This is a genomic window from Burkholderia sp., from assembly GCF_018375725.1.
Taxonomy (GTDB): domain Bacteria; phylum Pseudomonadota; class Gammaproteobacteria; order Burkholderiales; family Burkholderiaceae; genus Burkholderia.
In genome coordinates, this window is record NZ_JAHACR010000283.1 from 1 (window position 1) to 5449 (window position 5449).

Consider the following 5449-nt stretch of genomic DNA (forward strand, 5'->3'; position numbering starts at 1 on the left):
GATGAGGATATGAAAGCTTTTGTACTGGCAGCGCCGGGCCTCGCATCCGCCAAATCGATCGACGAAGCGCTCGACTGCCATTCGAGCGGTCATGCGTTCGTCGCGCCGCTGCTTGCCGCAGGCGACATCCAGTCGGAGCCGATGCACGTCGAGCCGAATTCGGTGAACGCATTCCACACGATCCATTCGCTAACCGCTTACGGCTTTGGCGTCTATGTCGTGCTGGGCTATCAGGCGAACGACCCGATCTTCCGCCACGGCAACGGCACGCCGATCGGCGAGTGGGCGTACGGGGTCGTCGTCAAAGGTATGAAAAGTGCCGTCGAGGCGGCCGTGCGCAAGGCCGGCAGCGATGCGACCGTCAAGCAGGCTTTCCCGTTCCTGACCGTCATCGTCTGCACGTCGGACTGACCGCTCGCGCGACGCCCGGCAGCGCCGCGCGGCCGGGCGTGTGTCACGCGCCCGTGTACACCACGCGATACGGAATGCCGACCTTCTCCCATTCGGCGGCTTCCTGGCTGAGGCTGTAATCCGTCAGCGGATTCTGTTCGACCCACGTGCCCGGCAGGCGCACTTCGTAGCCGCCCTTCTTCATCTGCGAAACCGAAATGTCCGGCAGCCCCGCATCGGTCCGGCGCCGGCACAGCAGCGCGGCGAGACGCAGGCAGAACAGCAGCGGCCATTCGACTTCACGCGCCTGCGACAGCTTGCCGAGCTTGCCGGCATGTCCCAGCACGAGCGCCGCAAGACGCGCCTGATCGGTGCGGGAGAAGCCCGGCATATCCGCGTTGCTCGCGATATACGCGGAGTGCTTGTGATACGCGCTGTGTGAAATCGACAGGCCGATCTCGTGCAGCATCGCCGCCCAGCCGAGGAACATCCGGCACTCCTCGCGGCGTTCGTCGTCCGGCTCCTCGAGCTGGTCGTAGAAGCGCAGGGCGAGCGCGGCGATCCGCTCCGCCTGCGCGCGGTCGACGCCGTAGCGGCGCGAGAAACCCTCGACGGTCACCGCGCGCATGTCCTCATGCTGCGCGCGGCCCAGCAGGTCGTACAGCACGCCGAGACGCAATGCGCCATCGGTCGTGTCGACATAGTCGATGCCGAATTCCTCGAACACCGCGAGCATGATCGTGAGGCCGCCCGCCAGCACCGGAATGCGGTCGGGCTTCAGCGCGACCAGCTTCAGCCGGTTGACGTTTTCCGCCTTGATCAGCGCGCGCTTCAGACGTTCGAGGCCGCCGCGGGAAATGCCGTGCGACACGCCCGCGTCGTTGAAGCCGTTCGCCTCGACAAGCTCCGCGAGCGCCCGCGCCGTGCCCGACGAGCCGATTGCCTGGTCCCAGCCGGCCTTCTTGTATTCGCTCGAGATGATCTGGATCTCGCGCTTCGCCGCCAGCTCGGCCTGCCGCATCGTGTATTCGTCGACGTTACCGGCCGGGAAGAACGCGCGGCTGTGGCTCACGCAGCCGATATAGAGGCTTTCCATCACGAGCGGCGTGTAGTGCGCGCCGATGATGAATTCGGTCGAGCCGCCGCCGATGTCGACGACCAGCCGCTTGCCGGCACTGGCCGGCACCGAATGCGCGGCGCCCGCATAGATCAGTCGCGCCTCTTCGCGGCCGGCGATCACTTCGATCGGGAATCCGAGCGCCGCCTCGGCCTCGACGAGGAATTCGGCGGCATTCTTCGCGACGCGCAGCGTGTTGGTCGCCACCGCGCGCACATGATCCGGATGGAAATCGCGCAGCCGCTCGCCGAATCGCTTGAGTGCCTCCCAGCCACGCTCCTGCGAGGCGCGATCCAGCATCTTGTCGCGCGACAGGCCCGCCGCCAGCCGGACCGGCTCGCGCAGCGCATCGACCGGATAGATCTGGCTGCCCGCCGGCGTCTCCTCGACGCGTCCGACGATCAGCCGGAAGCTGTTCGAGCCGAGATCCACGGCAGCCAGCAAATGGGGAGAGGTAACCATCGAGTGGGGGCTCCGAGCGCGTTCGCCCGCGGCACCGGCTGCCGCACGACGTCAGTCAAAGGCGATATTTTAAGCGTGGATCGTCCGCCGATGCCACGTTCGCCCGACATGGGCGCGTCTGTGCCTTATACATCGGGGAAACATTGATGAGACGAATCGGTTTCCGGCGTAGAATTTGTCGATCCAGTCCGTTCACTGTCATTTGCTCGTCATCGCACCGTGAGAGTTTCCGAGCGTCCCTTCGCATCTTCGCCCGACCTTCCCCCTACTTTGCCGATGTTCGTCCGTTACCCGCTGCTAAACCGTGAACTGGGCATTCTCGGATTCAACGAGCGCGTGCTTGCCCAAGCTGCCGATCCGCACGTCCCGCTCCTCGAACGCCTGCGCTTCATCTGCATCACCAGCAGCAATCTCGACGAATTCTTCGAAGTGCGGATGGCCGGCCTGCAGGAACAGATGCGTGACGATCCCGGCGCGCTCACGCCGGACGGCATGTCGCTTCAGCACACTTACGATCTCGTCGTCGAGCGCGCGCAGCGCCTCGTGCACCGGCAATATACGATGCTGCACGAAACGGTGCTGCCGGCACTCGAGCAGGAAGGCATCTATTTCCACAGCAGCGACACGTGGAACGACGAGCAGACCGAATGGGCGCGCCGTTACTTCTTCGACGAACTGCTGCCGGTGCTGACGCCGATCGGCCTCGATCCCGCGCACCCGTTCCCGCGTGTGCTGAACAAGAGCCTGAACTTCGTCGTCGAACTCGAAGGCCGCGATGCATTCGGCCGCCAGGCAGTGATGGGCATCGTGCAGGCGCCGCGCGCGCTGCCGCGGCTCGTGCGCATGCCGCAGGCGCTGTCCGGCTTCGAGCACGGCTTCGTGCTGCTCAGCTCGTTCATGCAGCGCTTTGTCGGCGAACTGTTCCCGCAGCTTGCCGTCAAGAGCTGCAATCAGTTCCGCATCACGCGCAACAGCGAGCTGCTCGTCGACGAGGAAGAAATCACGAACCTGCGTGTCGCGCTGCAGGGCGAACTGCCCGCCCGCCATCTCGGCAACGCGGTGCGCCTCGAAGTGTCCGCCGACACGCCGCCGCACATCGTGCGCCGCCTGCTCGACGAGAGCGGGCTCGGCGAAAAGGATTGCTATCGCGTCGACGGCTCGGTGAATCTCGTCCGGCTGATGCAGCTGCCCGACCTCGTCGACCGGCCCGACCTGAAATTCGCACCGTTTACGCCGTCGATTCCCGCGGCGGTCGCGAATGCACCGACGATGTTCGACGCGATCGACGAAGGCGACATCCTGCTCCATCACCCGTACGAGAGCTTCCAGCCGGTGCTCGAACTGCTGCAGCAGGCTGCGAAGGATCCGAGCGTCGTCGCGATCAAACAGACGATCTACCGGACGGGCACCGACTCGCCCTTGATGGATGCGCTGCTGGAAGCCGCGCGCAACGGCAAGGAAGTCACGGTCGTCGTCGAACTGCTGGCGCGCTTCGACGAGGAGACCAACATCAACTGGGCGTCGCAGCTCGAGGCGGTCGGCGCGCATGTCGTCTACGGCGTGGTCGGCCACAAGTGCCACGCGAAGATGATGCTGATCGTCCGGCGGGTCGTGCAAAACGGCCGCCCATCGCTGCGCCGCTATGTGCACCTCGGCACCGGCAACTACCATCCGCGCACCGCCCGCCTCTATACCGACTTCGGGCTGATGACCGCCGACCAGGCGATCTGCGAGGACGTGCACCATGTGTTCCAGCAGCTTACCGGGATCGGCGGCGAACTGACGCTGCATGCGCTGTGGCAATCGCCATTCACGCTGCATCCACGCATCCTCGACGCGATCCGCACGGAAATGGAAAACGCGCGCGCGGGCAAGCGTGCGCGCATCGTCGCGAAGATGAACGCACTGCTCGAGCCGTCGGTGATCGCGGCGCTGTACGAAGCGTCGCAGGCCGGCGTCAAGATCGACCTGATCGTGCGCGGCGTCTGCTCGCTCAAGCCCGGTGTGCCGGGCCTGTCCGACAACATCACGGTGCGCTCGATCGTCGGCCGCTTCCTCGAGCATCATCGGATCTTCTATTTCCACGCTGGCGGCGCCGAGGACGTGTACCTGTCGAGCGCCGACTGGATGGACCGCAATCTGTTCCGCCGCGTCGAAGTCGCATTCCCGATACGGGAACGCAAGCTCAAGCGCCGCGTCATTGCGGAAGGCCTGTCGGTGTTTCTCGGCGACAACCAGTCCGCATGGCTGATGCACAGTGACGGCCACTACCGCCGCCGGCGCTCGGGCAAGACCGTGCGCAACGCGCAGCTCGGCCTGCTCGCAAAGTTCTGCTCGTAGCGCGGGCCGCAGGCCGCGCATGAAAAAGGGGGCAGCCACTGGCTGCCCCCTTTTTCACATGACCGCGCCGGCATCACGCTTCGGATGTCGCCGGCTTGCTGGTCACAGTCCGCATCGCGGGAAAATGCGCGCTGAACGTGCTGCCTCGCCCCTCCTCGCTCTGGATGGCCAGATGCGCATCGTGCCGTTGCAGCACGTGCTTGACGATCGCGAGCCCGAGCCCCGTGCCGCCCGTATCGCGCGAGCGGCTGCGGTCGACCCGGTAGAAGCGCTCCGTGAGGCGCGGCAGTTCGGCGGCGGGAATACCAAGGCCGCTGTCCGTGACGGAAAATACGCCCTCGCCGCCCTCGCGCTGCCACGACACCGCGATCCTGCCGCCTTCCGGCGTATAGCGGATTGCGTTGGTGACGAGATTGGCGAACGCACTGAAGATTTCCGTCTGCGCACCGGCGACCGCCAGCGTGTCGTCGATCGAGAACGTGATCTGGTGATGGCCGCCCGACAGGGTTTCCGCATCGTCTTGCAAGTGGTCGAACAGGGACCGCATGTCGATCACGCCATCGGCGGCCGGCTTGCTCTCGCCCTCGAGTTTCGCGAGCACGAGCAGATCGGTCACGATGTGCCGCATCCGCGACGCCTGCTGCTCCATCAGCTCGAGATAGCGCGTACGCTCGTCTTCGCCAAGCGGCAGTTCCCGCATCGTCTCGAGAAAGCCCGACAACACGGTCAGCGGCGTCTTAAGCTCATGCGACACGTTCGCGACGAAGTCGCGGCGCATCGAATCGGTCCGCTCGAGTTCGGTGATGTCCTGCGTCAGCAGCAGCTTGCGGTTCTCGCCGTACGGAAACACCTGCACGGCCACCACATTCTGCCGCGCGCCACCCATCCCGCGCATCACGAGCATTTCGTCGTAATGCTGCGAATTCAGGTAGCGGACGAAGTCCGGATGCCGCACGAGATTCGTGATGTGCTGGCGCAGGTCGCGCTTCGCGTCGATACCGAAATGCGCCTCGGTAATCGCGTTGCACCACTCGATCTGGTCGTGGTCGTCGAGCATCGCGACGCCGTTCGGCGATGCCTGGATCGCCTGAATGAAACGCGAATGCTGCTGCTCGACCTGTCGCACCTGCGCATGCCATT

4 protein-coding genes are annotated in these 5449 nt (G+C 65.0%); 2 read left to right on the top strand and 2 right to left on the bottom strand.

Annotation, left to right across the window (positions count from 1 at the left end):
• Positions 1–9 precede the first annotated feature (9 nt).
• Entirely contained in the window at positions 10–411 is a 402-nt protein-coding gene (locus KH616_RS20730; protein WP_292250394.1) for a hypothetical protein, read from the top strand.
• A gap of 43 nt (positions 412–454) precedes the next feature.
• On the opposite strand, the gene ppx is transcribed toward KH616_RS20730, so the two are convergent.
• Positions 455–1969, bottom strand: a complete 1515-nt coding sequence (gene ppx / locus KH616_RS20735; RefSeq protein WP_292250391.1) for an exopolyphosphatase — start codon at positions 1967–1969, stop codon at positions 455–457.
• A 276-nt stretch (positions 1970–2245) separates the two neighbouring features.
• Between ppx and ppk1 the strand changes: the two genes are divergently transcribed.
• Positions 2246–4309: a polyphosphate kinase 1 gene (gene ppk1, locus KH616_RS20740; protein WP_292250392.1), complete on the top strand. Its 2064-nt coding sequence runs from the start codon at positions 2246–2248 to the stop codon at positions 4307–4309.
• A gap of 73 nt (positions 4310–4382) precedes the next feature.
• Here ppk1 and phoR read toward each other — a convergent pair.
• Positions 4383–5449, bottom strand: a 1067-nt coding sequence (gene phoR, locus KH616_RS20745) for a phosphate regulon sensor histidine kinase PhoR (RefSeq protein ID WP_292250393.1), incomplete at its 5' end; no start/stop codon positions are given.